The organism is Ramlibacter algicola, from assembly GCF_016641735.1.
GTDB classification, from domain to species: domain Bacteria; phylum Pseudomonadota; class Gammaproteobacteria; order Burkholderiales; family Burkholderiaceae_C; genus Ramlibacter; species Ramlibacter algicola.
The window spans coordinates 2,655,102-2,679,427 of sequence record NZ_JAEDAO010000001.1 but is presented as its reverse complement, the minus strand read 5'-3'; the positions used below and the strand labels follow the sequence as shown (position 1 = coordinate 2,679,427).

The 24,326-nt window shown below is 69.1% G+C and carries 22 protein-coding genes and 1 tRNA gene; 10 read left to right on the top strand and 13 right to left on the bottom strand.

Translation table 11 applies throughout. The features are described 5' to 3' along the window. Positions 1 to 14: 14 nt before the first annotated feature. From treZ to I8E28_RS12935, 12 genes are all read right to left on the bottom strand, one after another. Positions 15 to 1,874: a malto-oligosyltrehalose trehalohydrolase gene (gene treZ, locus I8E28_RS12990; protein ID WP_200788474.1), complete on the bottom strand. Its 1,860-nt coding sequence runs from the start codon at positions 1,872 to 1,874 to the stop codon at positions 15 to 17. Then, positions 1,871 to 3,982, bottom strand: a complete 2,112-nt coding sequence (glgX, locus tag I8E28_RS12985) for a glycogen debranching protein GlgX (RefSeq protein WP_239027231.1) — start codon at positions 3,980 to 3,982, stop codon at positions 1,871 to 1,873. The genes treZ and glgX overlap by 4 nt, the downstream gene beginning before the upstream one ends. Positions 3,983 to 4,032: 50 nt before the next feature. Next, a complete protein-coding gene (locus I8E28_RS12980; protein ID WP_200788472.1) occupies positions 4,033 to 5,322 on the bottom strand; it encodes a glucose-1-phosphate adenylyltransferase in 1,290 nt (429 codons plus the stop codon). Beyond that, the gene (glgB, locus tag I8E28_RS12975; protein WP_239027230.1) at positions 5,309 to 7,240 is read right to left on the bottom strand and encodes a 1,4-alpha-glucan branching protein GlgB; all 1,932 of its coding nucleotides are present in this window, start codon (positions 7,238 to 7,240) and stop codon (positions 5,309 to 5,311) included. Before glgB ends, I8E28_RS12980 begins: the two co-directional genes overlap by 14 nt. 289 nt (positions 7,241 to 7,529) lie before the next feature. Continuing rightward, positions 7,530 to 8,234, bottom strand: a complete 705-nt coding sequence (locus I8E28_RS12970; RefSeq protein ID WP_239027414.1) for an ABC transporter ATP-binding protein — start codon at positions 8,232 to 8,234, stop codon at positions 7,530 to 7,532. Positions 8,235 to 8,251: 17 nt separating this feature from the next. After that, positions 8,252 to 9,004, bottom strand: coding sequence for an ATP-binding cassette domain-containing protein (locus I8E28_RS12965; RefSeq protein WP_200788469.1), 753 nt, complete (start codon positions 9,002 to 9,004; stop codon positions 8,252 to 8,254). Further along, positions 8,997 to 10,022: a branched-chain amino acid ABC transporter permease gene (locus I8E28_RS12960; protein WP_200788468.1), complete on the bottom strand. Its 1,026-nt coding sequence runs from the start codon at positions 10,020 to 10,022 to the stop codon at positions 8,997 to 8,999. Before I8E28_RS12960 ends, I8E28_RS12965 begins: the two co-directional genes overlap by 8 nt. Beyond that, a complete protein-coding gene (locus tag I8E28_RS12955; RefSeq protein ID WP_200788467.1) occupies positions 10,019 to 10,882 on the bottom strand; it encodes a branched-chain amino acid ABC transporter permease in 864 nt (287 codons plus the stop codon). The genes I8E28_RS12960 and I8E28_RS12955 overlap by 4 nt, the downstream gene beginning before the upstream one ends. Beyond that, positions 10,882 to 11,502, bottom strand: coding sequence for a LysE family translocator (locus I8E28_RS12950; RefSeq protein ID WP_200788466.1), 621 nt, complete (start codon positions 11,500 to 11,502; stop codon positions 10,882 to 10,884). Before I8E28_RS12950 ends, I8E28_RS12955 begins: the two co-directional genes overlap by 1 nt. A gap of 61 nt (positions 11,503 to 11,563) precedes the next feature. Further along, positions 11,564 to 12,751, bottom strand: coding sequence for an ABC transporter substrate-binding protein (locus tag I8E28_RS12945; protein WP_200788465.1), 1,188 nt, complete (start codon positions 12,749 to 12,751; stop codon positions 11,564 to 11,566). 89 nt (positions 12,752 to 12,840) lie between these two features. After that, positions 12,841 to 14,415 carry a benzoate-CoA ligase family protein gene (locus I8E28_RS12940; protein WP_200788464.1) on the bottom strand — a complete coding sequence of 525 codons (1,575 nt, stop codon included), beginning with the start codon at positions 14,413 to 14,415 and terminating at the stop codon, positions 12,841 to 12,843. A 42-nt stretch (positions 14,416 to 14,457) separates the two neighbouring features. Next, entirely contained in the window at positions 14,458 to 14,928 is a 471-nt protein-coding gene (locus I8E28_RS12935; protein WP_200788463.1) for a flavodoxin domain-containing protein, read from the bottom strand. A gap of 113 nt (positions 14,929 to 15,041) precedes the next feature. Between I8E28_RS12935 and I8E28_RS12930 the strand changes: the two genes are divergently transcribed. The 5 genes from I8E28_RS12930 (at position 15,042) to I8E28_RS12910 (ending at position 20,477) form a co-directional block, all read left to right on the top strand. Next, positions 15,042 to 15,935: a helix-turn-helix transcriptional regulator gene (locus I8E28_RS12930; RefSeq protein ID WP_200788462.1), complete on the top strand. Its 894-nt coding sequence runs from the start codon at positions 15,042 to 15,044 to the stop codon at positions 15,933 to 15,935. Continuing rightward, positions 15,932 to 17,623 (top strand): 2,3-epoxybenzoyl-CoA dihydrolase, encoded by a 1,692-nt coding sequence (gene boxC, locus I8E28_RS12925; RefSeq protein WP_200788461.1) that lies wholly within the window; start codon positions 15,932 to 15,934, stop codon positions 17,621 to 17,623. The genes I8E28_RS12930 and boxC overlap by 4 nt, the downstream gene beginning before the upstream one ends. Before the next feature lie 10 nt (positions 17,624 to 17,633). Then, positions 17,634 to 19,058, top strand: a complete 1,425-nt coding sequence (gene boxB, locus I8E28_RS12920) for a benzoyl-CoA 2,3-epoxidase subunit BoxB (RefSeq protein WP_200788460.1) — start codon at positions 17,634 to 17,636, stop codon at positions 19,056 to 19,058. Between the two features lie 202 nt (positions 19,059 to 19,260). Beyond that, a complete protein-coding gene (locus tag I8E28_RS12915; protein ID WP_200788459.1) occupies positions 19,261 to 19,878 on the top strand; it encodes a hypothetical protein in 618 nt (205 codons plus the stop codon). A gap of 119 nt (positions 19,879 to 19,997) precedes the next feature. After that, positions 19,998 to 20,477 (top strand): hypothetical protein, encoded by a 480-nt coding sequence (locus tag I8E28_RS12910; RefSeq protein ID WP_200788458.1) that lies wholly within the window; start codon positions 19,998 to 20,000, stop codon positions 20,475 to 20,477. A 1-nt stretch (position 20,478) separates the two neighbouring features. On the opposite strand, the gene I8E28_RS12905 is transcribed toward I8E28_RS12910, so the two are convergent. Then, complete coding sequence (locus I8E28_RS12905; protein WP_200788457.1) at positions 20,479 to 20,865, bottom strand: DUF488 domain-containing protein; 387 nt, start codon at positions 20,863 to 20,865, stop codon at positions 20,479 to 20,481. Positions 20,866 to 20,902: 37 nt separating this feature from the next. On the opposite strand from I8E28_RS12905, the gene I8E28_RS12900 reads away from it, so the two are divergent. From I8E28_RS12900 to I8E28_RS12880, 5 genes are all read left to right on the top strand, one after another. Then, positions 20,903 to 20,979, top strand: a tRNA-Pro gene (locus I8E28_RS12900). Between the two features lie 138 nt (positions 20,980 to 21,117). Beyond that, positions 21,118 to 21,501 (top strand): hypothetical protein, encoded by a 384-nt coding sequence (locus I8E28_RS12895; RefSeq protein ID WP_200788456.1) that lies wholly within the window; start codon positions 21,118 to 21,120, stop codon positions 21,499 to 21,501. Beyond that, a complete protein-coding gene (locus tag I8E28_RS12890) occupies positions 21,501 to 21,761 on the top strand; it encodes a DUF5985 family protein (RefSeq protein WP_200788455.1) in 261 nt (86 codons plus the stop codon). Before I8E28_RS12895 ends, I8E28_RS12890 begins: the two co-directional genes overlap by 1 nt. Continuing rightward, positions 21,761 to 22,018, top strand: coding sequence for a DUF5985 family protein (locus I8E28_RS12885; RefSeq protein ID WP_200788454.1), 258 nt, complete (start codon positions 21,761 to 21,763; stop codon positions 22,016 to 22,018). The genes I8E28_RS12890 and I8E28_RS12885 overlap by 1 nt, the downstream gene beginning before the upstream one ends. Next, complete coding sequence (locus I8E28_RS12880; protein ID WP_200788453.1) at positions 22,015 to 24,279, top strand: alpha,alpha-trehalose-phosphate synthase (UDP-forming); 2,265 nt, start codon at positions 22,015 to 22,017, stop codon at positions 24,277 to 24,279. The genes I8E28_RS12885 and I8E28_RS12880 overlap by 4 nt, the downstream gene beginning before the upstream one ends. The last annotated feature ends 47 nt before the right edge of the window (positions 24,280 to 24,326 follow it).

The window sequence follows — 24,326 nt, the reverse complement described above, 5'->3', positions numbered from 1 at the left end:
AGCGGCCGTGCGGCTCATTGCGTGATCTCTTGTCCCAGGCGCCAGCGCGCGGCATATGCGGGCCAGGTGCCCGCCGGCGTCTCCGCCGGCCAACGGTGGCGGAACACGTCCTGTGCCTCCACCGGTCCGATGCGTTGCGGCGCCGCCTGCACGGGCGCGGCGCCGAAGTTGATTTCCAGCGATAGCTCCTGGCCGTCGTCGTAGCGCCATTGCACCGCCAGGCCCCGCTCGCCGACGCGCTGCATGGTGTGCCGGCCGGTGAGCAGGTGCGCATGACGCGGCGTGATCCACTGGCGACGCGCCGCGAGCGCCTCGCGCACCATGGCCAGCCAGCGCTGGCCATGTTCGCTGCGGCGCTCGCCGTCGCCGGGACGGCTCGCATCGAAGGTGTCGGCGCTGCACGGGTCGGGCAGCGGCTGTTCACGCCCGTCGACGACCTTGGTGACGTGGCCGAACTCGCGCTTGCGGCCTTCCTGCACCGCCTTCTTCAGGTCGCCGTCCCAGTCGGCGAAGTACAGCCAGGGCTGCGTGCTGCCGAATTCCTCGCCGAGAAACAGCATCGGGATGGCCGGCGTCAGCAGGGCGAGCAGCGTCGCGAGCGGCGCCACGTCGGGGCCGACCAGGGCCGCGAGGCGCTCGCCGAAGGCGCGATTGCCGACCTGGTCGTGGTTGTGCGCGAAGTTCACCAGCGCGCCGAGCGGGATCGCCGGCGCGGGGCGCGGCTCCTGCCGGGCGCCGCCCGGCTTGCGGGCGCTGTCCTCGAACAGCATGCCGTGCGTGAGGCAGCGGCCGAGCAGCTCCAGCGGCGGCTCGCCCGGCGCGTGGCCGTAGTCGTGGTAGTAACCGTGCGACTCGCCGGTGAGCGCCACGTGCAGCGCATGGTGGAAGTCGTCGTTCCACTGGCCGTCGTAGCGGCCGGGTTCCGCCTCGAGCGCCAGGCGCTCGTGGTTGTTGTTCTCGTTCTCCAGCACCAGGTGCACGTGGCGGCCATGCGCGGCGGCGCGCACGCGCTCCGACAGTTCCTCCAGCACATGGCGCCGGCTCCCGTCCTGGATCGCGTGCACGGCGTCCAGTCGCAGGCCGTCGAAGCGGTACTCGGTGATCCAGTACAGCGCGTTGTGGATGAAGAACTCGCGCACCCAGTGGCTGCCGTCGCCGTCGAAATTGATCGCCGCGCCCCACGGGCTGCTCCGCGTCGGATGGAAGAACGGCGGGGCGTAGCGGTGCAGGTAGTTGCCTTCCGGCCCGAAGTGGTTGTAGACCACGTCGAGGAACACCATCAGGCCCAGTCGGTGCGCCTCCTGCACGAAGCGCTTCAGGTCCTCGGGCGTGCCGTAGGCGGCATGCGGCGCGAACGGCAGCACCCCGTCATAGCCCCAGCCGAAGCGGCCGGGGAAGTCCGCCAGCGGCATCAGCTCGATCGCCGTGATGCCCAGGTCGCGCAGCTCCGGCAGCTTCCGTGCCGCGGCCGCGAAGGTGCCTTCCGGCGTGAACGCGCCCAGGTGCAGTTCGTACAGCACGACCTCCGACCACGGGCGGCCGGTCCAGCCGTCGTCCTGCCATTCGAAGGCGAAGGGGTCGACGACGCGGCTGGGCTGGTGCACGCCGTGCGGGTTGTGGCGCGACGCGGGATCGGGCACGTCCAGCTCGCCGTCCACGCGCCAGTGGTACAGCTGGCCGTCGCGGGCGGTGTCCACGGTGCAGGACCACCAACCGTCGTTCTCACGCTGTGCCGGCAGGCGGTGCGGCGTGGCGCCCAGCTTGTCGTAGAGCGCGAGCTCCATCGACCGCGCCGCGGGCGCCCACAGGCGGAACTCGGTGGCGCCGCCGGGCCGCACCGTCGCGCCGAAGCGCATCACGTGCCCGCACTTCATCCGTCGCGGCCCTCCACCAGCACCGCCATCGCGTGCGCTTCGAGCTCGAGGTGCGCCTGCGGCTGCACGCGCTCGGCCTCCTCGTGCGTGAACAGGCCCTCGCCGGTGTCGACGCGCACCCGCCATTCCTGCACGCCCGCCGCATCCGGCAGCGTGAACATCACGGCTTCGTCGGACGCGTTGAACAGCAGCAGCACGCTCAGGCTGGGCTGGCCGTTCACCGGCGTGAACCTGCCATCGAACAGCGCGGCGATGCAGCGCACCGAAGGATTGGTCCATTCCTCCTCGGTCATGGGCAGGCCCCACACGCTGTACCAGGACAGGTCGATGCGGTCGTCCTCGTCCGCCTGCCCGGTGGGCCAGCGGTTGTCGCGCAGCACCGGCAGTTCCTGCCGCAAGGCGATCATCTGCGACGTGAAGTCGAGCAGCGGGTCCTCGCGCCGCTCGCGGCCCCAGTCGAACCAGCTGACCGGGTTGTCCTGGCAGTACGCGTTGTTGTTGCCGCCCTGGGTGCGGCTCATCTCGTCGCCGCCCAGCAGCAGCGGCACGCCGCGCGAGCAGAAGAGGGTGGCGAGGAAGTTGCGCTTCTGCCGCTCGCGCAGCGCCAGCACCTCATCGTCGTCGGTCTCGCCCTCGGCGCCGCAGTTCCAGCTGCGGTTGTGGCTCTCGCCGTCGCGGTTGTCCTCGGCGTTCGCCTCGTTGTGCTTCTCGTTGTAGCTGACGAGGTCGTTGAGCGTGAAGCCGTCGTGCACCGTCACCAGGTTCACGCTGGCCACCGGGCTACGGCGCGAGGGCCCGAAGATGTCGGCCGAGCCCGCGAGGCGCGCCGCGAACTCCTGCACCGCGCCGTCGGTGCCGCGCCAGAAGTCGCGCACCGAGTCGCGGTAGCGGCCGTTCCACTCGGACCAGCCGGCCGGGAAGCCGCCGACCTGGTAGCCGTTGTCGCCGATGTCCCAGGGCTCGGCGACGAGCTTCACCTGCCGCAACACCGGGTCCTGCGCGACGGCGGCGAGGAAAGGCGAGCGGTGGTCGAACTCGTAGCGGCCGTCGCGCGCGATGGCGGGCGCGAGGTCGAAGCGGAAGCCGTCGACGTGCATCTCCTCGACCCAATACCGCAGGCTGTCCATCATCAGCCGCAGGGTGGCCGGGTGGCTGATGTCCAGCGTGTTGCCGGTGCCGGTGACGTCCGAGTAATAGCGGCGGTCCTCCGGCACCAGGCGGTAGTACGCCGGGTTGTCGATGCCCTTGAGGAACAGCGTCGGGCCGAGGTGGTTGCCTTCGCAGCTGTGGTTGTAGACGACGTCCAGGATCACCTCGAGGCCGGCGGCGTGCAGCGCCTTGACCATGCGCTTGAAGTCGTTCGGGTCGCCGCCGGCGCAGTAGCGTGGTTCCGGCGCGAAGAAGGCGACGGTGTTGTAGCCCCAGTAGTTGGCCAGGCCCAGGTCGATCAGGCGGCGCTCGTCGTTGAACGCGTGCACCGGCAGCAACTCGACCGAGGTGACGCCCAGCTTCTTCAGGTGGGCGATCGCGGGTTCGGACGCCAGGCCCGCGAAGGTGCCGCGCTGCGCGTGCGGCACGTCTTCCATCAGCTTGGTGAAGCCACGCACGTGCACTTCATAGAACACGGTGTCCGCCATGGGCACCTGCGGCCGGCGGTCTTCGCCCCAGTCGAAGGCGGGGTCCAGCACGACGCACTTCGCGGCGCCGGCGGCGTTGTCCGACGCATCCATCGCCAGGTCGCGGGCCGGCCCGCCGAGCGTGTACGCGTACTGCCAGCTGCCGCCGCGCAACGGGCGATCCAGCTGGCGTGCGTAGGGATCCAGCAGCAGCTTGTTCGGGTTGCAGCGCAATCCTTGCTGCGGCTGGTACGGCCCGTGCACGCGCACGCCGTAGCGCGTGCCGGCCGGCAGGCCCGGCACGAAGCCATGCCACACGTCGTCCGTGCGGCTGGGCAGGACGAGGCGCCGAACCTCCCGGGTGCCCGTGCGATCGAAGAGGCAGAGCTCGACGCGGGTGGCGATGCTCGAATAGACGGCGAAGTTGACGCCGCTGTCGGTGAGCGTGGCGCCGAGCGGCCAGGGCCGGCCCGGTTCGCACCGGTCCGGCAACTGCGATTCTTGGGGAGTGGAGGAGGCGAGGACTGCGACGGCTGACGCCGTCATGCGACCACCTCCAGCCGGCCCTTGCCGGTGCGCAGCGCGGGACGCGCGGCGGGCACCGTCGCGTGGCGCACGCCCGCGCGGAAGTAGCCTGCCGGCACCACCACGATGCCGCTGGGAGTCACGTGGAAGCGCCGGCGGTCGTGCTCGAGGTCGAGGCCGATGCGCTCGCCGGCGGGCACGTCGTTGTCCTGGTCGATGATGGCGCGGTGCACCTGGGCGCCGCGGCCGATGCGGGTGCGCTCCATCACGATGCAGTGCTCCAGGCGCGCGCCGCGGTCCACGTGCACCGAGCGGCGCAGCATGGCGTGGTCGAGGGCGGCACCGTCGACGATGCTGCCCGAGCCGACGACGGAGCGGTTGATCACGCCGTTCTCGATCTGGGCCGACTCGGCCTGGTCCGGGCTGGCGTAGATCGGCCACTTGGCGTTGGTCATGCGGAACTTGGGCGCCGCGCCCAGCGTGTCGAAGTGCGCCTCGAAGTACGCGTCGATGGTGCCGACGTCGCGCCAGTAGGCGTGCTCCTCGTACGGTTCGGTGCCGGGGATGTGGTTGGTGTCGAAGTCGTACGCCACCAGCTTGTGGCTCTTCACCATCGACGGCAGGATGTGCTTGCCGAAGTCGCTGGTGCCGTCTTCCTTCATCTTGCGCAGCTGGTCGAGCAGCACGTCGGCGTTGAAGATGTAGTTGCCCATCGAGCCCAGCGCGTGGGTCGTGCTGCCCGGCATCGGCTTGCACGTCTTGGGCTTCTCCATGAAGTCCGTGATCCGGTTGTTGTCGTCGATCTCGACGATGCCGAACTGGTCGCTCTGCGCCAGGCGCACCGGCAGCGTGGCGACGCTGGCGTGGGCATTGCTCTGGATGTGGAAGTCGATCATCTGCCGGATGTCCATCCGGTAGATGTGGTCCGCGCCGAACACCGCCACGATGTCCGGCTTCATGCTCTCGATCAGGTGGATGTTCTGGTACACGGCGTCGGCCGTGCCCTGGAACCACTCGGGGCCGTTGCGCATCTGCGGCGGCACGCAGGTGATGAAGTGCTGCGGCATGAAGCGCGCCATGGTCCACGTCTGGCGCACGTGCTCGATCAGCGACTGGCTCTTGTACTGCACCAGCAGGTAGGTCGAGTAGATCTCGGAGTTGACCAGGTTGGACAGCACGAAGTCGACGATGCGGTGCTTGCCGTTGAAGGGAACCGCGGGCTTGCAGCGGTTGGCCGTGAGCGGGTGAAGGCGCGAGCCTTCGCCGCCGGCCATCACGAAGGCCAGGACGTTCTTAGGTGCGGGCATGGGGTTCTCCTCCAGGAATCGTTGCATCGACGGGCCGGTCCACCAGGACCAGGGCCGCCAGGGGTGGCAGGGTGAGCGTGGCGCTGGCGGGCATGCCGCCCAGCGGTGCATCGTCCGCGTGAACGCGTCCGAGGTTGCCCATGCCGCTGCCACCGTAAAAGGGCGCGTCGCTGTTCAGCAGCTCGTGCCAGGTGCCGGCATGGGGCAGTCCGAGCCGCAGCGCGTGCCGCGGCTCCGGGGTCATGTTCACGAGGGCGACGGCCAGGGCATCGCCCGGCGCGCCACGGCGCACGAAGGCCAGCACGGTTTGCGGCTCGTGGGCGTCGACGGGCAGCCACTGGAAGCCCTCGTGCTCGAAATCGTTCACGTGCAGCGCCGGGACGCGCCGGTACGCCGCATTGAGGTCGGCCACCCAGCGCGCGACGCCGGCATGCAGCGGCCGCGCCCACAGGTGCCAGTCGAGCGTGCGCTCGTGGTGCCATTCCTGGTACTGGCCGAACTCGCCGCCCATGAACAGCAGCTTCTTGCCCGGGTGCGCCCACATGTAGCCGTACAGGGCGCGCAGGCCGGCGAAGCGCTGCCACTCGTCGCCCGCCTGCTTGCACAGCAGGCTGCCCTTGCCGTAGACGACCTCGTCGTGCGACAGCGGCAGCACGAAGTTTTCGTTGAAGGCGTAGACGGAGGAGAAGCGGATGTCGTCGCCGTGCCAGCGGCGGTAGAAGTGCGGCCGCTCGACGTAGCGCAGCGTGTCGTTCATCCAGCCCATGTTCCACTTCATGCCGAAGCCCAGGCCGCCGTGGTGCACGGGGCGCGAGACGCCGGCCCATGCGGTGGACTCCTCCGCGATCATGTGGACGTCGGGGAACTGCGCATACACGGCGCTGTTGAGGTCCTGCAGGAAGCGCACCGCTTCCAGGTTCTGGTTGCCACCGTACTGGTTGGGCAGCCACTGGCCCGGCTCGCGTGCGAAGTCCAGGTACAGCATCGACGCGACCGCGTCCACGCGCAGGCCGTCGAAGTGGTACTTCTCCAGCCAGAACAGCGCGTTGCTGATCAGGAAGTCGCGGACCTCGTAGCGGCCGTAGTTGAAGATCAGGCTGTTCCACTGCGGGTGGAAGCCCAGCCGCGGGTCGGCGTGCTCGTACAGCGCGGTGCCGTCGAACTGCGCCAAGGCGTGCGGGTCGGACGGGAAGTGCGAGCCGACCCAGTCCAGGATCACGCCGATGCCGTGCTGGTGCAGCGTGTCCACCAGCACCATCAGGTCCTGCGGGGTGCCGTAGCGCGAGGTCGGCGCGAAGTAGCCGGTGGTCTGGTAGCCCCAGGAACCGTAGAACGGGTGCTCGGCGACCGGCATCAGCTCCACGTGGGTGAAGCCCATCGTGCGGCAATGCGAAGCCAGGCGCACCGCGATGTCGCGATAGTTGAGCATGCGCCCGTCTTCCTCGCGCTGCCAGGAGCCCAGGTGCACCTCGTAGGTGGACATCGGCTGCGTGTGCGCCTGGCGCTCGCCGCGCCGTGCCATCCACTCGCGGTCGCCCCACGCGTGGTCCAGCTCCCAGATCTGCGACGCGGTGCCCGGCGGGTGTTCGCAGCGGAACGCGTAAGGGTCCGCCTTGTCCATCCAGTGGCCGTGCGCGCCCTGGATGCGGTACTTGTAGAAGTCGCCCGCGCGCGCGCCCTCGACGCGCCCGTGCCACAGGCCGCTGCCGTCCTCGATGCGCTGCAGCGGTTCGCCGTGCCAGTCGTTGAACGAGCCGGCCACGCAGACGCTGCGCGCGTTGGGCGCCCAGACCGTGAAGCGGGTGGCTTCGCCGTCGACGTGCGCGCCCATCACGTCGAACTGGCGGAAATGGTGGCTCGGCCGCGGCACCTGCCGGGTTGCTGGGGCGACGTGCTTGGCGTCGGCCGTCGGTTGCATGGGCGCAGGCGTCATGTCGTAACTTGCGTGAACAAAGATTCTTCCGTCGGGGGCGCGCTCAGGATGAGGGAAACACCGGCGAAATGCCGTAGGCGAGGACCTACAGGTGGGAGTCGAATGCGCTGACGCTGGCTCGGGCGCAGACGTAGCTCGGCCGCGGGCCGATGTGGAAGCCAACCATTGGAGAACGGCTGACCAGCCAGCTCAGCCGTGCGCGAGCTGCGTCACTGCTGGGCCACGTGCTTCCGGATCAGGTTGCTGCGGTGCCGCCGCAGGGCGGCACTGGCGACTAGACGCCGAGGTGCTGCGAGAGCAACCCGGGTTTCGACTGCAGGTCGGTTGACGTGCCCTCGTACACGATCTCGCCCTTGACGAGGATCACGTTGCGGTCCGTCAGCTGCGTGACGTGCTTCCAGTTCTTGTCGACGATGACGCTGGAGATGCCGGTTTCGCGGATCAGCGCGCAGATGCGCCAGATGTCGCGGGCGATCAGCGGCGCCAGGCCTTCAGTGGCCTCGTCCAGGATCAGCACGTCGGGATTGGTCATCAGCGCGCGGCCGATCGTGAGCATCTGCTGCTCGCCGCCGGACAGCTGCTGGCCACCGTGCGACAGGCGCTCGGCCAGGCGCGGGAACGTCTCCAGCACGCGCTCGTAGGTCCAGTCGCGCTGCCCGCGCGTGCCGGGACGCGCCGCCATGCGCAGGTTCTCCACGACGCTCAGGTTCGGGAAGATGCCGCGGCCTTCGGGGACGTAGGCGATGCCCAGTTGCGCGATCTCGTACGGCGCGCACCCGGTCATGTCGCGGCCGGTGACGTGCACCTTGCCGCCTCGCGGCTTCACCAGCCCCATGAGCGTCTTGAGCAGCGTGCTCTTGCCCATGCCATTGCGGCCCATGAGCCCGATCGTCTCGCCACGCCCGACGCGGAAGTCGATGCCGCGCAGGACATGGCTCTGGCCGTAGTACGTGTGCAGGCCGCGGGCGTCGATCAACAGGTTCTGTGTTGGGGAGTTCAATGCTCTTCCCCCAGGTAGGCGGCCTGCACCCCCGCATCGGCGCGGATCGCGTCGGGCGTGCCGGTGGCGATCACCTGGCCGTTGACCATGACCGTGAGGCGGTCCGCCAGGGCGAAGACGGCGTCCATGTCATGTTCCACCAGCAGGATCGCGTGCTCGGCTTTCAGCCGCTGCAGCAGCCCGACCATGCGCTCGGCTTCGGCGGTGCCCATGCCCGCGAGCGGTTCGTCCAGCAACAGCACGTGCGGGGCGGTGGCCAGCGTCATCGCGATTTCCAGCTGGCGCTGCTCGCCGTGGCTGATGGTGCCGGCGATCGCGTCGCGGCGCGCGGCGAGTCCCGCCAGATCCAGTGCACGGGCGGCGCGCTCGTTCGTCTCCGTGAACGCCGTCGCCCGGCGCAGCACGCTTGCGGGATGCTGCGCGCGTGATTGCGCGGCCAGTCGCACGTTCTCCCACACGGTGAACGGCAGGAAGATGTTGGTCTTCTGGTAGCTGCGCCCCAGGCCCGCGCGGGAGATGCGTTCCGGGTTGCGGCCGGTCACGTCGACGCCCGCGAGCTCGATGCTGCCGGTGGTGGGGGGCAGGTCGCCCGAGAGCAGGTTGGTCAGCGTCGACTTGCCGGCGCCATTGGGGCCGATGACCGCGTGGATGCGACCGCGCCACAGGTCCACCGAGACGTCGTTCACCGCCGCCAGGCCGCCGAAGCGCTTGGTGACGTTGCGCGCTGCGAGCAGCACCTCGTCAGCCACCGGCGTCCTCCTTGCTGCGGCCGATGCGCGCGACGACGCCCAGCAGCCCGCGCGGCGCGAACGCGACAATGAGCACGATGAAGATGCCGATCCACAGCTGCCAGTGCTTGCCGGCGTCGAAGCCGCCGACCTGCGGCAGGTCCTTGAACACGTGCAGCAGCCACTCGAAAGCGAACGCGCCTGCGATGGCGCCGGCGAAGTTGCCCATGCCGCCGAGGATGACCATCATGATCGCGTGCGCGCTCATGTGGAATCCCATCAGCTCGGGGTTCACGAAGCCGGTCTGCGCGCCCCACAAGTAGCCCGCCAGGCCGGCCAGCGCGCCGGCCAGCGTGAATGCGGCCAGCTTGTAGCCGAAGGTGCCGTAGCCCAGCGCGCGCATGCGGTGCTCGTTGACGCGGATGCCCGCGAGCGTGCGGCCGAACGGGCTCCACAGCAGCCGGCGCAGGAACGCGTACACCGCCAGCAGGCAGGCGAGGGTGAAGTAATAGAAGACCGTCTTGTTCTCCAGGTCGAAGAACGAGGCGTCGGGCTTGAAGTTGATGTAGATGCCGTCGGAGCCGCCCAGGCGCAGCTTGAGGCCCGCCAGCGCAAGCTCCTTGTTGTCGAACACCAGGTAGAACAGCATCTGAGCGAACGCCATCGTGACCATGATGAAGTAGATGCCGTGGGTGCGGACCACGAAGAAGCCGATCACGAACGCGAACAGCGCCGATACCGCCACCGCCGCTGGCAGCGTCCACCAGAGGCTGACGGCGCCGGCGTCCGAGGACACCAGCGACAGCACGTAGCCGCCGATGCCGAAGAACGCCGCGTGGCCCAGGGACACCAGGCCGGTGACGCCCTGCAGCAGGTCCAGGCTCATGGCGAAGATGGCCAGGATCATCATCCGCGCGACCATCTGCGCGTAGAAGTCGCTGGCCACGAACGGCACCGCGGCGAGCGCGACCAGCGCGACCAGCAACACGGCCTGCACCGACCGGGGCAGCACCTCGAGGTGGGACTTGGCGGCGCTCATTGCTTGAACAGGCCCTCGGGGCGCCACAGCAGCACCGCCGCCATCAGCATGTAGACCAGCATGCCGGACACCTGTGGCAGCAGGACCTTGCCGAAGGTGTCGACGGCGCCGACCAGCAGGGCGGCGACCAGCGCGCCGCGCACGGAGCCGATGCCGCCAATCACCACGACGACGAAGCACATGATCAGCACCTGCGAGCCCATGTTCGGGTACACGCTGGCGATCGGCGCCGCGATCATCCCGGCGACCGCGGCCAGCGCGACGCCGATGGCGAAGACGACCGCGTGGATGCGCTTGACGTTGATGCCCAGCGCCTCCGTCATCGCGTGGTTGGACGCGCCCGCGCGGATGCGCATGCCCAGGCGGGTGCGCGAGATCAGCACGTACAGCCCGATCGCCAGCACGATGCACACACCCGACATGAACAGGCGGTACACGGGATACGACAGCGTGTCGGTGAGCGGGATGGACGCCGAGAGCGCGTCGGGGATCGTGACCCCATGGACGTCGTCGCCCCACAGGATGGAGCGCAGTTCCTCGAACACGTAGATCAGGCCGAAGGTGAGCAGCACCTGGTCGAGGTGGTCGCGGTGGTAGAAGTGGCGGAACAGCAGCCGTTCGAGCACCAGCCCGAACACCGCGGCGAGCACGGCGCCCAGCACGATGGCCAGCACCAGGCTGCCGGTGCTGCTGGAGAGCCACCACGCGAGGTAGGCACCCAGCATGTAGAAGCTGCCGTGCGCGAGGTTGACCACGCCCATGATCCCGAAGATGAGCGTCAGCCCCGCGGCGAGCATGAACAGCAGCAGCCCGTACTGGACGCTGTTGAGCAGCTGGATCAGGAAGTTGGCGAAGTCCATCAGGCGGGACGGCGCGACAACAGGAGCAACGCGCCGAGCAGCGCGAACAGCCCGCCGCAGGTGCGCTGGATCCAGCGCACCACGTGCGCCTGCTGCAGCCAGGGCCGGACGCGGCCGACGCCGAACGCCGCGGCGCCGAGCACCAGGAAGTCACCGACCACGAACGTCAGCGACAGCAGCAGGAACTGCGGCGCGAACGGCGCCGACGGCTCGATGAACTGCGGGAAGAAGGCGGTGAAGAACAGCAGCGACTTCGGGTTGCTCGCGCCGACGAGCACGCCTTGCATGAAGAGCGACCCGCGTCCCGGTGCCGCGGTGCCGGAGAAGTCGAGCGAGCCGGTGCCGCGGAAGGTGCGGATGCCCAGCCAGATGAGGTACGCGGCTCCGGCGACCTTCAACACCGTGAACGCGGTGGCGGAAGCGGCGAGCAGCGCGCCGAGGCCGAGCGCGGACAGCACCATGATCCCGAAGTTGGCCGCCAGGGCGCCGCCGAGCGACGCGAGCGCGCGCGCAGGCCCGAGGGCCAGCGAGTTCGACAGCGTCATCAGCATCGTCGGTCCCGGCGTGACGATCAGCACGGTGACCGCGAGCAGGTACAGCAGGTAGGTGGTGAGGGTCATCCGCGGGCAAGAAAAAGGGGGAGGCTCGCGCCTCCCCCGCAGGGAAGCAGGTGGTGCGCGCTCAGCCCATCTTGCAGCCGGCGCCCGAATCGGACAGGGCCTTGGCGGCGACGCCGATCACCTTGTTCTCCTTGTTCTCGACGCGGCGCAGGTAGATGTCCTGCACCGGGTTGTGGGCCTTGCTCATCGTCCACTTGCCGCGCGGGCTGTCGATGGTGGCCGACTCCATGGCCTTGTACAGCGCCTGCTTGTTGCCCAGGTCGCCCTTGACGGCGTTGGCCCCGGCCATGAGGAGCTGGCCGCTGTCGTAGCCCTGCACGGCGTACACGTCGGGCTGCATCTTGAAGCGGGTGGCGTACGCGGTGCGGAACTGGTGGTTGCGCGGCGTGTCGAGCGAGTCGCTGTAGTGCATCGTTGTCATGATGCCGTCGGCGGCGGGGCCGGCCTGGTCCAGCACGCCTTCGGTCAGGAAGCCCGAGCCCCAGAGCTGGATCTTGTCCTTCAGGCCCGCGGCGGCGAAGTCCTTGATGAACTTCACGGCCGCGCCGCCGGCGAAGAAGCACGCGACGGCGTCGGGCTTGATCGAGGCGATCTCGGTCAGCAGGGCCTGGAACTCGACCTGCGGGAACGGCAGGCCCAGTTCCTTGACGATGGTGCCGCCGGCCTTGGTGAAGCTGTCGCGGAAGCCTTCGAACGCCTCGTCGCCCGCCGCGTACTTGTGCGTGATCCACACGGCCTTGCGGACGCCCTTGTCGTACATGGGCTTGCCAAGGGCCAGCGTGGGCTGGCTGTTGGTGAACGAGGTGCGGAACACGTTGGGCGCGCACAGGGCACGCGTCGCGGCATGCACGCCGGCGTTGGGGATGATGCACAGCGTGCCGCTGTCGCGCACGACGCGCTGGATGCCCATCTGCACGCCCGAGTGCACGGTGCCGATCAGCACGTCGACCTTGTCGCGCTGCACGAGGCGGTTGGCGTTCTCCACGCCCTTGGACGGCTCGGACTCGTCGTCCACCTTGAACCACTCGATCTCGCGGCCGCCCAGCTTGCCGCCTTTTTCTTCCAGCGCCATGCGCACGCCGTTCTCGATGGCGACGCCAAGCTGCGCGTAGGTGCCGGTGTAGGGCAGCATGAAGCCCACGCGCACCTTGTTCGATTGCGCGCGCACGATCTGCGGCAGCAGCAGGCCGGCGGAAGCGGCGCCGACGACGGCGGCACTGCGGGTGAGGACGAGGCGGCGGGTGGTCATGTTGTGTCTCCGGTCCGTGGTTTGGCTTGGTGTGCTTTTGTAGCAAACGCGCCGCTGCGGCGCACCATGGCTTTCCCCGAGGGAAGCCTTCAGGCGCCTGACGCCGCCCGCAGCTTGAAGCGCTGGATCTTCCCCGTCGCGGTTTTCGGCAGCTCGGGCACGAACGCGATCCAGCGCGGGTACTTGTAGGGCGCCAGCTGCGACTTCACGTGCTGCTGCAGGTCGGCTTCGCTGGCGGACTGGCCGGGCTTGAGCACCACGTAGGCCTTGGGCTTGACCAGCTGGTCCGCGTCCGCGACGCCGATCACCGCCGCCTCGAGCACCGCGGAGTGCGTCATGAGCGTGGCCTCGACCTCGAACGGCGAGACGTAGATGCCGCCGACCTTGAGCATGTCGTCGCTGCGGCCGCCATAGGTGTAGTAGCCGTCGGCGTCGCGCGTGTACTTGTCGCCGCTGCGTGTCCACTCCCCGCAGAACGTCGCCTTCGTCTTGGCGCGGTTGTTCCAGTACATCAGCGCGGCGCTCGGTCCCTTGATCTGCAGCTCGCCGATCTCGCCGGTGCCGCACTCGCGGCCGTCGTCGCCGACGATGCGCAGGTCGTAGCCCGGGACCGCCTTGCCGGTGGTGCCGTAGCGCACCTCGCCGCGCCGGTTGGACAGGAAGATGTGCAGCATCTCGGTCGAGCCGATGCCGTCCAGGATCTCGCAGCCGTACTCGGCGGTCCAGCGCTTGCCGATGTCGGCCGGCAGCGCCTCGCCGGCGCTCGTGCACACGCGCATCGTGACGTCGGCACGCTTGGGACGCGTCGCATCGGCGAGGAGGGCGGCGTACAGCGTGGGCACGCCGTAGAAGATGGTCGGCTTGTGCTGCGTGAGGACGCGGAACACGTCGGCCGGCGTCGGCCGCGACGGCAGCAGCACCGTCGTGGCGCCGACGCTCATGGGGAAGGTGAGGGCGTTGCCGAGGCCGTAGGCGAAAAACAGCTTGGCCGCGGAGAACACGACGTCGTCCTCGCGGATGCCAAGAACGCCGCGGCCGTACAGCTCGGCGGTCTGCACCAGGTGCGAATGCAGGTGCACGGTGCCCTTGGGCGTGCCGGTCGAGCCGCTCGAATACAGCCAGAAGCACGCGTCGTCACTGGTGGTGCTGGCGACCGAGTGCCGGTCGCTGCCGGCCGCGACCATCGTCGCGACGGTGTGCTCACCGTCGCCGCCGGCCACCACGACATGCCGCAGCGTGTCGACCTTGCCCACCAGCGATTCGAACGCCGGCAGCAGCGCCCTGGAGACGAACAGCGCCTGCGCGCGCGAGTCGCGCAGCATGAATTCGAAGTCCTGCGTGGTGAGCAACGTGTTGGCCGCGACCGGCACCACGCCGGCGAGGATGGAGCCGAGGAACACGACCGGCCACTCCACCGTGTCGTGCATCGCGACCAGCACGCGCGATTCCGGCGCGATGCCCATGTCGCGCAGCGCATTGGCGAACCGGTGCGCCTGCTCGCGCAACTGCCCATACGTGAGCCGTGCGCCCGACACCGCGTCGATGAACGCCAGCTTGCCGGTGCGCGCGGCATTGCGTTCGAGCAGGTCGTGGGCGGCGTTGTAGTCGCGCGGAATCTCCACGCGCGGCGGGCTGGCGGAATGGTCGGCGTGGCTCAGGCGCATGTGTCTCCTCTGTGTTGTTCCCGACGCTCGCCGGGAAGACGGCTACGCCGTGACCTTCTCGTCGGCCAACGCCTGCGTGAGCCACTGGCGGCACCAAGCCGTGCCTTCTTCCTCGGGCATCGTGCCCGCGCTGGCGTCGTGGCACCAGACGTCGCCGATGCGGTGCGCGCCCAGGCCCTGCAGGCGCTCGTCGAACTTCTTGCCGCCGAACGCGAAGGTCTGCACGTAGGTGCGGTCGCCCAGCGCGATCACGCCGTAGCGGACGTGGCCGAGGAACTTGGGTTGCGTGTCCAGCGCGTCGTACAGGCCGCGGGCGTTGTCCGGGACGTCGCCGGAGCCGTAGGTCGACGTGCAGATGAGATAAAGTGCATTTTCGTCGAAGGCGCTGCTGTCGAGGCCGTCCATCATCACGATCTCGATCTCGCCCACCAGGTCGGCGCAATCCATCTGGATCGCCTGCGCCACGTACTCGGCGGTGTTGGTCATCGTGCCGACCAGGATCTTGAGTTTCATCGGGCCTCCAAAAGCATGCAGTAAACTGCTTGACATGCGGGATGGCGGCAGTATACTGCAAGTGTTGACGCAGATCAAACCCCGTGCAATCCCCAAGCCCTAGCCTGCAGACCATGGCGGACCCCGACAGCAGCACGACGCTGGCCGAGCTCGGCGCACGGGTGCGGGCCTGGCGCGCCCGGCGCGGCATGACGCGCAAGCAGCTGGCCCACGACTCGGGCCTGTCCGAGCGCTTCCTGGCGGACGTGGAGGGCGGCAAGGGCAACACATCGATCAATTCGCTGGAAGCGATCGCCGGCGCGCTGAACATCACCATCCTCGAGCTGCTGCAGGACGCACCTCGTCCCGCGCTGGCGCGCTTGCACCAGCTGCTGTCGCGCCTGGACGAGGCGCAGCTGGAGCAGGCGCACGCCATGCTGGCGGGTACCTTCGGCTTCGGTGACGCGCACGGGCGGGAGCGCCGCATCGCGCTGATCGGCCTGCGCGGCGCCGGCAAGTCGACGTTGGGCGCGCAACTCGCCGCCGAGCGCGCCGTGCCCTTCGTCGAGCTGGACCGGGAGATCGAGCGCGAGGCCGGCACCAGCATGAACGAGATCCTGCTGCTGCACGGCCAGGCCGGCTACCGCCGCTACGAGCGCCGCGCGCTGCTGCGCATCGCCGAGGACCATGCCGAAGGCGTCGTGATGACCACCGGCGGCAGCATCGTCAGCGAGCGCGAGACCTTCGACCTGCTGCAAAGCCACTTCTATTGCGTCTGGCTGAAGGCCAGTCCCGAGGAGCACATGAGCCGCGTCGTCGCGCAGGGCGACACGCGGCCGTTCGAGACCACGCGCGGCGCGACGCAGGAGGCGATGGAGGACATCCGCCGCATCCTTGCCAGCCGCGAGCCGCTGTATGCGCGCGCCGATGCCGTCATCGACACCGCGCACCGCAGCGTCAAGCAATCCCTCAAGGACCTCGGGCGCGCCGTGCCCCAGGTGCCGACGCCCGAAAAGGAAGCCGCATGAATGCGATGACTGAGCCGCTGCTGTTCCAGCAGGGGGACCGTGAACTGGTGCGCTTCGACACCCATCCCTCGAAGTACCGCCACTGGGAGCTGACGGTCGACGGCGACGTCGCGCGCCTGAAGCTGGACATCGACGAGGACGGCGGCATCAAGCCGGGCTACAAGCTCAAGCTGAACTCGTACGACCTGGGTGTCGACATCGAACTGCACGATGCGCTGAACCGCATCCGCTTCGAACACCCCGGCGTGAAGGTCGTCGTGTTCGAGTCGGGCAAGGACCGCATCTGGTGCTCGGGCGCCAACATCTACATGCTGGGCCTGTCCACGCACGCCTGGAAGGTGAACTTCTGCAAGTTCACCAACGAGACGCGCAATGGCCTGGAGGACTCGTCGCGCCACGAGGGCCTGAAGTCCGTCGCGGCCGTGACGGGCGCCTGCGCCGGCGGCGGCTACGAACTCGCGCTGGCCTGCGACCGCATCGTGATGGTCGACGACCGCTCTTCCACGGTGAGCCTGCCCGAGGTGCCGCTGCTGGGCGTGCTGCCGGGCACCGGCGGCCTCACGCGCGTGACCGACAAGCGCAAGGTGCGCCGCGACCTCGCCGACATCTTCTGCACCACCAGCGAAGGCGTGCGTGCCGACCGCGCCCAGGCATGGAAGCTGATCGACGCGTTCGCGAAGCCGCAGCAGTTCCCGCAACTGGTCGACGCCGAAGTCGCCGCGCTGCGCCAGCAGTCGACTCGCCAGGGCCCCGCCAAGGGCATCGAGCTGCCGCCCGTGGCCGGCACGATCGACGAGCAGGGCTACCACTACTCGCTGGTCGACGTGCAGGTCGATCGCGACACGCGCGTGGCCACGATCACCGTGCAGGCCCCCGCCGCCGCGATCGAGTCGACGCCCGATGCGATCGTCACTGCGGGCGCCGCATGGTGGCCGCTGAAGCTCGCGCGCGAGCTGGACGACGCCATCCTGAACCTGCGCACCAACGAGCTGGAGATCGGCACCTGGGTGCTGAAGACGCGCGGCGACGCGCAGCGCGTGCTGGAAGCCGATGCCGTGCTCGACGCGCACAAGGGCCACTGGCTGGTGCGCGAAACGCTCGGCCTGCTGCGCCGCACGCTGGCGCGCCTGGACGTCACGAGCCGATCCCTGATCGCGCTGGTGGACCAGGGTTCGTGCTTCGCGGGGACGTTCTACGAACTCGCGCTGGCCTGCGATCGCATCTACATGCTGGAACTGCGCGATGCCCCCGACGAAGCGCCGGTGCTGCGCCTGTCGCCCGCGAACTTCGGGCGCTACCCGGAGGTCAATGGCCTCACGCGGCTGCAGACGCGCTTCTGCGAGGACGCCGCCGTGATCGACGCCTTGCGCACCATCGGCGATGCACCTCTGGCGGCCGAGCGTGCGCTGGAACTGGGCCTCGTGACGCTGGCACCCGACGACATCGACTGGGACGACGAGATCCGCCTGATGCTCGAAGAGCGTGCGTCGCTGTCGCCCGACGCCCTGACCGGCATGGAAGCGTCGCTGCGCTTCCCCGGCAAGGAAACCATGGAGACGCGTGTCTTCGGCCGCCTCTCCGCCTGGCAGAACTGGATCTTCATCCGCCCCAACGCCGTCGGCGAGGAGGGCGCGCTGAAGCTGTTCGGCACCGGCAAGAAGGCCCGCTTCGACTGGAAGCGCATCTGAAGGAACTGACATGAGCACGATCGACCTGCAAGCCAAGATCCCGAACAACGTCAACCTCGCGGACAACCGCCAGCTGCAGCGCGCGCTGGAGCATTGGCAGCCCGCCTTCCTGCGCTGGTGGGACGAGATGGGGCCGAGCGATTTCCGCGCCAACGACGTCTACCTGCGCACCGCCGTCGGCGTCGACGCGAAGGGCTGGGCGCAGTACGGCTACACGCCGATGCCCGACTACCGCTGGGGCATCTTCCTGGCCGACCAGCAGGAGGGCCGCAAGATCGGCTTCGGCGACTTCATGGGCCAGGACGCCTGGCAGGAAGTGCCGGGCGAGTTCCGCTCCACGTTCCGCCGCCTGATCGTGACGCAGGGCGACACCGAGCCCGCGTCGGTGGAGCAGCAGCGCCTGCTGGGCCACACCGCGCCGTCGCTCTACGACCTGCGCAACCTGTTCCAGGTGAACGTGGAAGAGGGCCGGCACCTGTGGGCGATGGTGTACCTGCTGCACGCGTACTTCGGCCGCGACGGCCGCGAGGAAGCGGAGGAACTGCTGGAGCGCCACTCGGGCGACCCCGACAAGCCGCGCATCCTGGGCACGTTCAACGAGCCGATGGACAACTGGCTGTCGTTCTTCATGTTCACGTACTTCACCGACCGCGACGGCAAGTTCCAGCTGAAGTCGCTGGCCGAGAGCGCGTTCGATCCGCTGTCGCGTACCTGCCAGTTCATGCTGACCGAGGAAGCGCACCACATGTTCGTCGGCGAGACGGGCGTGGGCCGCGTCATCAAGCGGTCGCTGGAGGTGATGAAGGAACTCGACACCGACGACTGGAAGAAGGTGCGCGAGGCCGGCGCCGTCGACCTGCCGACGATCCAGAAGTTCATGAATTTCTGGTTCACCAGCTCGCTGGACCTCTTCGGCTCCGAGGCGTCCTCCAACGCGGCCAATTACTTCAGCAACGGCATCAAGGGCCGCCCCGACGAAGCGCGCTTCGCCGACCACCTCGAGAACGGCACCAGCATGACCATCCAGGTGCCGGACGGGCAGGGCGGCGTGCGCGACGAGGCCATCTCGGTGCGCAACGGCATCAACGAGATCACGCGCCTGGAATACGCCAAGGATTGCGCGATCGGCGTCACGCGCTGGAACATGACGGTCAAGCGCGCGGGGGTGCCGTTCGAATTCAAGTTGCCCTCCACGCGGTTTCGCCGCAGCGTCGGTGCATGGGCGGGCCTGCACACCGATCCGCAAGGCAACCCGATCAGCGCCGCCGAGTTCGAGGCGCGCAAGGACGAGTGGCTGCCGACGGCCGAGGACATCGCGTTCGTCAAGAGCCTGCAGCAACGCGTGGTCGAGCCCGGCAAGATGGCCGGCTGGATCGCACCGCCCGACCGCGGCATCAATGCACAGCCGGTCGAGTACGAGTACGTGAAGCTCTGAGCAGGACCCGACCGAGCGAAGCCGGCGCAAGCCGGCTTTTTTTCGTCGTGGCTCAGCGCAAGGCATGTCCGACGCCGGGTGGGAGATGCCCGACTGGGATGCTTTCCCACGTCCGACCGGTCGCTCTCATGGCGCAGCCCATGCTGGCGGCATGCCGTGGCGCATCCATCGCGCCGCGGCTCCACCTGAAGGAGATTCCTGCATGAGCAAACTACTCGGCCTGCTGGTCGCATCCCTGGTCGCCGGCGGCGCGTACGCGCAGACGGCCAACAGCACCGCGACCACCAGCAACAACGCGGCCGCCACGGCCGGCCAGGGCGCCACCACCAACGGCACCCTCGGCGCCAGCGGCGGGGCCATCGTGCAATCCACGCCGTCCAGGTCGACGACGCCCACGATGAGCACCCCGGGCAGCGGATCGAGCTCGGGCACGGGCGCGATGGGCGCTTCGGGCGGCACCGGTACGACGGGCAGCACCGGTTCGTCCGGCACCACGGGCTCGACCGGCTCCACGAGCACCACCGGCAACACCGACAGCACGACGTCGGGGTCGACGACCGGCAGCGCGGGCAGCACCGCCGGATCCACGAGCGGCAGCACGTCCGGCTCGACCGCGTCGAACACCAACAACATCTACCTGGGCACGCCGGGCTCCACGACGAGCGGCAGCACGTCCAGCAGCGGTACCGGCGCGATGGGCAGTTCGGCCGACACCCACTCGGGCAGCACCGCGCGCGACTGCCCACCCGGGTTGGCCAAGAAGGACAACGGCTGCATGCCTCCCGGACAGGCCAAGAAGCAGCACGAACGCAGCCAGTAAGAAGGCCGCATAGGCGACGCGGCGCAGGCAGGCTCCTACGCCCGCGCTGCGTCGCGTCCCACGCGAGCGAGCCCATCCAGCATCGATGCTGCTGGGCCAGCATGAAGGAGCATCCGATGATGGCCACCGGCCGATTCGCACTCGCTGCCTGCCTCGCAGCGGCCAGCGCCGCCTCGCTGGCACAGACGGCGACCAGCAGCGCCACCATGAACACCCAGGCAGGCTCGGCCACGTCGAGCCTGGAGGCCCTGCCGCCCACCGCGTCGCGGCCCAGCGCGCCGACCCAGGTCTCGCGACCGACCGAAGCTTCGGCGCCAAACAGCGGCGTCGCTTCGGAGGGCGACGCCCGCGTGGGCCGCAACACCAGTCCCAATGCACGGATCGACGTCGAGCGCCAGGTTGGCGGCAGCGGCAGTGCGGGACTCGCGGCCATGGGCGGGGGCGTCGATCCCGCCGCGATGCCGACCAGCCAGATGGGTGCGGGCAGCAATCTGATGCCCGACTGCCCGATGGGCATGGTCCGCTACATGGGCTTGTGCATGCCGTACGCGCAGGCGCAGGCTGCGCAGAAGCCGAACAAGGCGCAGAAGCCGCGCTGAGTCAGTCCAGTTTCGCGCCGCGCTGTTCGAGCAAGCCTCGCAACAGCGAGCGGTGGCAGCGCGACTCGTCTTCGCAGTAGCAGCCCACCGCGAACTGCGCCGTGTGCGAGAGCGCGGCGAGCAGGTCGAGGGTGCGCGACGCATCGGGCTGCGCCATCTCCGCCTTGTACTTGCGCGTGAACGCGGCCCATTGCCGGTCATCCTCCGCGGCCAGCCCGAGCTGCATCGTTTCGGCGCTCGGCGCGAGGTTCGGGTACCAGACGTCGTACCAGTCGTCGCGCGCGAAGCGTTCCTTCGGCACGCCGCGCGGCGGCCGCCGCACGGTGCCGATGCGCAGCCCTTCGCCGGGTGCGCGCGGCGTGCCCAGCCTCACGATGCGGATCGCCATGGTGTCCTCCTCGGGACGGCCGTTAGAATGGCCGCGTCGGAGCGTAGCGCAGTCTGGTAGCGCATCTGGTTTGGGACCAGAGGGTCGAAGGTTCGAATCCTTTCGCTCCGACCAACCGGCCCAAGGCATCGAGGGCAATCCCGATGCATTTGGAGCCATGGATGAGCCCCTCCGGGAACCTTCTTCCGTTAGAGTGGCTCTGCAGTTGTGCAACGGTCCGTATCGCGCGCGGTCGGCCGCCAAGAACAATCCATGACGACGACACCGATCCCCGACGATGTGCGGCGGTACATCCTCGCCGCGGTCCCGTCGGTCCCGTACCTCGAGGCGCTGCTCCTGCTGCGTTCCGACGCGTCCCGCGCGTGGGAGCCGGCCGCGGTCGCGCACCGCCTGTACGTCACCGAAGCCGACGCCGCCGCCGTGCTGCGCGCCCTGGGCGACGCCGGCGTGGCGACGCTGCGCGGCAACGCGTGGATCTACGCGCCCGCCGACGAGGACCTGCGCGCGCTGCTCGAGCAAGTCGCCCAGACCTATTCGACCCACCTGGTCGCCGTGACCGAAATCATCCATTCGCGACTGGAGCGCCGCGCGCGCCAGTTCGCCGACGCTTTCCGCTGGAAGAAGGAGGAGCGCTGATGGCCCCCCTGATCTATGCCCTGTGCGCCATCACGAGCGCGCTGTGCACCGTGCTGCTCTGGCGCGGATACGTGAGCAACAAGGTGCGCCTGCTGTTCTGGGCCGCGTCCTCGTTCGCCTTGCTGACCGTCAACAACATCCTGCTGCTGGCCGACAAGGTCGTGTGGGCAGTCGAAGTGGACCTGCGCATGTGGCGCCTCGGGGTGGGACTCGCCGCCGTCCTGCTCCTGCTGTTCGGGCTGATCTGGGAGGAGGACTGATGGAGGACGTGCTTGCGGGCGCGATTGCCGCCGGCTGGCTGGTGGCCGGCTTGTATTTCTTCCGCTTCTGGCGGCGCACGCGCGACCGCTTCTTCCTGCTGTTCGCCATCTCGTTCTGGATCGAGTCCGCGGACCGCGTCGCCCTCGCGCTGGTGCCGTTCGCGAGCGAGAATGAGCCGCTGTTCTACGTTCCGCGCCTGATGGCCTACGGCCTGATCCTGCTGGCGATCTGGCGCAAGAACCGGGAACGACGATGAAGAACCTGCAACTGCAGCTGCGCTTCCTGGTCCCGCTCATCCTCGTGCTGGCGATCACCGCGTGGCTGTCGTTGCCGGTCGTGGACCGCCTGACCCTGCGCTGGTTCGCGCGCGACCTCGACCTGCGCGGCGAACTCGTCGCCAACACACTGTCCGAATCCGTGGCCGACGCCTTGCGCGAACCGAACGGGCGCAAGCTGCGCGCGTTGTTCGGCCGCGCCGTGCAGGACGAGCGCCTGGTCGCCATCGGCTGGTGTTCGCCCATGGGCGAGATGCTGGTGCGCACGCCGTCCTTCCCGCCCGACGTCACCTGCGCCCAGGCCGTCCGGCTCAATGGCGAAGCGGATCCGGCATTGCGCCTGGACGGCGGGCCGGTCCACCTGAGCCTGCACGAGGTCCGCGCCGAGTCGGGCCCGGTGGGGCAGCTGGTGCTGCTGCACGACCTCAGCTTCATCGAGCGCCGCAGCCAGGACACGCGCCGCTACCTGGTGCTGCTGATCACGGGCCTCGGCGTGCTGATCGCGCTGGTGACGATGGCGGTCGCGCAACTGAGCTGGCGCGGCTGGATCAAGGGCACGCGCGCGCTGCTGCGCGGCGAGGGCCTGCTGCGGCCGCTGGACGGCGGCGGCGAACTGGCGCCGCTCGCCGCCGAGGTGCGCACCAGGCTGCGCGACCTCGAGGACGAATACCGGCGCGCGGCGACGCACGAGACCGGCTGGGACGCGGCGCGGCTGCAGTCGCTGCTGCGCACGCAGCTGCGCGGCGACGAGATCCTCGTCGTGTCCAACCGCGAGCCCTATATCCACGAGCAGGACCCCGCGGGCAGCATCGTCGTGCGCCGTCCGGCCAGTGGCCTCGTGACCGCCGTCGAGCCCGTGATGCGCGCCTGTTCCGGCACGTGGATCGCGCACGGCAGTGGCAGCGCGGACCGCGACGTGGTGGACCGCCACGACCGCGTGTCGCTGCCGCCTGGCCAGGACGACTACCGCCTGCGCCGGGTCTGGCTCACCGAGGAGCAGGAACAGGGCTACTACTACGGCTTCGCCAACGAAGGCCTCTGGCCCTTGTGCCACGTGGCCCACGTGCGGCCGGTGTTCCGCGAGTCCGACTGGCGGCACTACCGCGAGGTCAACCAGCGGTTCGCCGACGCCGTCGTGGCGGAGGCGCGCAGCGACGACCCGGTGGTGCTGGTGCAGGACTACCACTTCGCGCTGCTGCCGGCGATGGTGCGCAGCCGCCTGCCGCGCGCGACGATCCTGACGTTCTGGCACATCCCTTGGCCGAACCCGGAATCGTTCGGCATTTGCCCGTGGCGCGACGAGCTGCTGGAAGGCATGCTGGGCAGCACGATCATGGGCTTCCACACGCCCACGCACGGCAAGAACTTCCTCGAGTCGGTCGACCGCTACCTCGAAGCGCGCATCGAGCACGAGCACTCCACCGTGTCGTTCCGCGGGGAGCAGACCTTCGTGGCCGCGTACCCGATCTCGATCGAATGGCCGACGGCCTCGACGCTGGCTTCCTGGGCGACGCCGGAAGCGTGCCGCGCGCAGGTGCGTGCGACGCTCGGGATCCCGGAGGACCACCGCATCGCGGTCGGCGTCGACCGCTTCGACTACACCAAGGGCATCCTGGAACGCCTGCACGCCGTGGAGCGGCTGCTGGAGAAGTACCCGCAGTGGCGCGACACCTTCACTTTCGTGCAGGTCGCCGCGCCGACCCGCGCGTCGCTGGAGGAATACCAGGCGTTCCAGCAGCGCATCCACGCGCTGGCCGAGCGCATCAACCGCCGCTTTTCCGCCGGCGGGCGCGGCGTCGTGCGGCTGCTCGCGCAGCACCACGAGCCGGAGGCGGTCACGCGCCTGTACCGCGCCGCCGATGCGTGCCTGGTCACCAGCCTGCACGACGGCATGAACCTGGTGTGCAAGGAGTTCGTCGCCGCGCGTGACGACGAGCAGGGCGTGCTGGTCCTGAGCCGGTTCGCCGGCGCGGCGCGCGACCTGCCCGAGGCGCTGGTCGTGAACCCGTACCACGTTGAGGAAGTCGCCGATGCGCTGCACCGCGCCCTGACCATGCCGCCCGCGGAACAGCGCGAACGCATGGCCAGCCTGCGATCGACCGTGCGCGAGTTCAACGTGTACCGCTGGGCGGGCCACATGCTGGCCGACGCGGCCCGCTGGCGCCTGCGCGAGCGCGTGTCACGCCGCGTGCTGCGGCACGGGTCGGCGGAGAACGACGACCCGCTGGCCCGGCGCGCCTGAACCCGGGCGCGCGGCCCTCGCGTGCTCGAGGGTGGTCTGAGACAATC

Coding starts and splice junctions, on each gene's coding strand:
- treZ (WP_200788474.1), bottom strand. CDS start 1,874: ATGAAGTGCGGGCACGTGATGCGCTTCGGCGCGACGGTGCGGCCCGGC.
- I8E28_RS12980 (WP_200788472.1), bottom strand. CDS start 5,322: ATGCCCGCACCTAAGAACGTCCTGGCCTTCGTGATGGCCGGCGGCGAA.
- glgB (WP_239027230.1), bottom strand. CDS start 7,240: ATGCAACCGACGGCCGACGCCAAGCACGTCGCCCCAGCAACCCGGCAG.
- I8E28_RS12960 (WP_200788468.1), bottom strand. CDS start 10,022: ATGAGCGCCGCCAAGTCCCACCTCGAGGTGCTGCCCCGGTCGGTGCAG.
- I8E28_RS12955 (WP_200788467.1), bottom strand. CDS start 10,882: ATGGACTTCGCCAACTTCCTGATCCAGCTGCTCAACAGCGTCCAGTAC.
- I8E28_RS12950 (WP_200788466.1), bottom strand. CDS start 11,502: ATGACCCTCACCACCTACCTGCTGTACCTGCTCGCGGTCACCGTGCTG.
- I8E28_RS12945 (WP_200788465.1), bottom strand. CDS start 12,751: ATGACCACCCGCCGCCTCGTCCTCACCCGCAGTGCCGCCGTCGTCGGC.
- I8E28_RS12940 (WP_200788464.1), bottom strand. CDS start 14,415: ATGCGCCTGAGCCACGCCGACCATTCCGCCAGCCCGCCGCGCGTGGAG.
- I8E28_RS12935 (WP_200788463.1), bottom strand. CDS start 14,928: ATGAAACTCAAGATCCTGGTCGGCACGATGACCAACACCGCCGAGTAC.
- I8E28_RS12930 (WP_200788462.1), top strand. CDS start 15,042: ATGGCGGACCCCGACAGCAGCACGACGCTGGCCGAGCTCGGCGCACGG.
- boxC (WP_200788461.1), top strand. CDS start 15,932: ATGAATGCGATGACTGAGCCGCTGCTGTTCCAGCAGGGGGACCGTGAA.
- boxB (WP_200788460.1), top strand. CDS start 17,634: ATGAGCACGATCGACCTGCAAGCCAAGATCCCGAACAACGTCAACCTC.
- I8E28_RS12915 (WP_200788459.1), top strand. CDS start 19,261: ATGAGCAAACTACTCGGCCTGCTGGTCGCATCCCTGGTCGCCGGCGGC.
- I8E28_RS12910 (WP_200788458.1), top strand. CDS start 19,998: ATGGCCACCGGCCGATTCGCACTCGCTGCCTGCCTCGCAGCGGCCAGC.
- I8E28_RS12905 (WP_200788457.1), bottom strand. CDS start 20,865: ATGGCGATCCGCATCGTGAGGCTGGGCACGCCGCGCGCACCCGGCGAA.
- I8E28_RS12895 (WP_200788456.1), top strand. CDS start 21,118: ATGACGACGACACCGATCCCCGACGATGTGCGGCGGTACATCCTCGCC.
- I8E28_RS12890 (WP_200788455.1), top strand. CDS start 21,501: ATGGCCCCCCTGATCTATGCCCTGTGCGCCATCACGAGCGCGCTGTGC.
- I8E28_RS12885 (WP_200788454.1), top strand. CDS start 21,761: ATGGAGGACGTGCTTGCGGGCGCGATTGCCGCCGGCTGGCTGGTGGCC.
- I8E28_RS12880 (WP_200788453.1), top strand. CDS start 22,015: ATGAAGAACCTGCAACTGCAGCTGCGCTTCCTGGTCCCGCTCATCCTC.